The organism is Vibrio maerlii, assembly GCF_003415655.1.
Classification (GTDB): Bacteria; Pseudomonadota; Gammaproteobacteria; order Enterobacterales; family Vibrionaceae; genus Vibrio; species Vibrio maerlii.
This window is the reverse complement of the sequence record NZ_QRHC01000027.1, coordinates 1-1,456: the sequence shown is the minus strand read 5'-3', so window position 1 is coordinate 1,456 and position 1,456 is coordinate 1. Positions and strand designations below refer to the sequence as shown.

Annotated in this window: 1 rRNA gene; it reads left to right on the top strand. The window is 54.0% G+C overall.

The annotated features are described in order from the left end of the window. Positions 1-1,450 (top strand): 16S ribosomal RNA (locus tag DPF91_RS21675); the annotation flags it as partial. Between the last annotated feature and the right edge of the window lie 6 nt (positions 1,451-1,456).

The following is a 1,456-nucleotide window of genomic DNA, read 5'->3' as shown; positions in this document are numbered from 1 at the left end:
GGCGTCGAGCGGCGGACGGGTGAGTAATGCCTGGGAATATGCCTTGATGTGGGGGATAACCATTGGAAACGATGGCTAATACCGCATAAYGCCTTCGGGCCAAAGAGGGGGACCTTCGGGCCTCTCGCGTCAAGATTAGCCCAGGTGGGATTAGCTAGTTGGTGAGGTAAAGGCTCACCAAGGCGACGATCCCTAGCTGGTCTGAGAGGATGATCAGCCACACTGGAACTGAGACACGGTCCAGACTCCTACGGGAGGCAGCAGTGGGGAATATTGCACAATGGGCGCAAGCCTGATGCAGCCATGCCGCGTGTATGAAGAAGGCCTTCGGGTTGTAAAGTACTTTCAGCAGTGAGGAAGGTTCATACGTTAATAGCGTATGGATTTGACGTTAGCTGCAGAAGAAGCACCGGCTAACTCCGTGCCAGCAGCCGCGGTAATACGGAGGGTGCGAGCGTTAATCGGAATTACTGGGCGTAAAGCGCATGCAGGTGGTTTGTTAAGTCAGATGTGAAAGCCCGGGGCTCAACCTCGGAACTGCATTTGAAACTGGCAGGCTAGAGTACTGTAGAGGGGGGTAGAATTTCAGGTGTAGCGGTGAAATGCGTAGAGATCTGAAGGAATACCGGTGGCGAAGGCGGCCCCCTGGACAGATACTGACACTCAGATGCGAAAGCGTGGGGAGCAAACAGGATTAGATACCCTGGTAGTCCACGCCGTAAACGATGTCTACTTGGAGGTTGTGGCCTTGAGCCGTGGCTTTCGGAGCTAACGCGTTAAGTAGACCGCCTGGGGAGTACGGTCGCAAGATTAAAACTCAAATGAATTGACGGGGGCCCGCACAAGCGGTGGAGCATGTGGTTTAATTCGATGCAACGCGAAGAACCTTACCTACTCTTGACATCCAGAGAACTTTCCAGAGATGGATTGGTGCCTTCGGGAACTCTGAGACAGGTGCTGCATGGCTGTCGTCAGCTCGTGTTGTGAAATGTTGGGTTAAGTCCCGCAACGAGCGCAACCCTTATCCTTGTTTGCCAGCGAGTAATGTCGGGAACTCCAGGGAGACTGCCGGTGATAAACCGGAGGAAGGTGGGGACGACGTCAAGTCATCATGGCCCTTACGAGTAGGGCTACACACGTGCTACAATGGCGCATACAGAGGGCGGCCAACTTGCGAAAGTGAGCGAATCCCAAAAAGTGCGTCGTAGTCCGGATTGGAGTCTGCAACTCGACTCCATGAAGTCGGAATCGCTAGTAATCGTGGATCAGAATGCCACGGTGAATACGTTCCCGGGCCTTGTACACACCGCCCGTCACACCATGGGAGTGGGCTGCAAAAGAAGTGGGTAGTTTAACCTTCGGGAGGACGCTCACCACTTTGTGGTTCATGACTGGGGTGAAGTCGTAACAAGGTAGCCCTAGGGGAACCTGGGGCTGGATCACCTCCTTATACGAA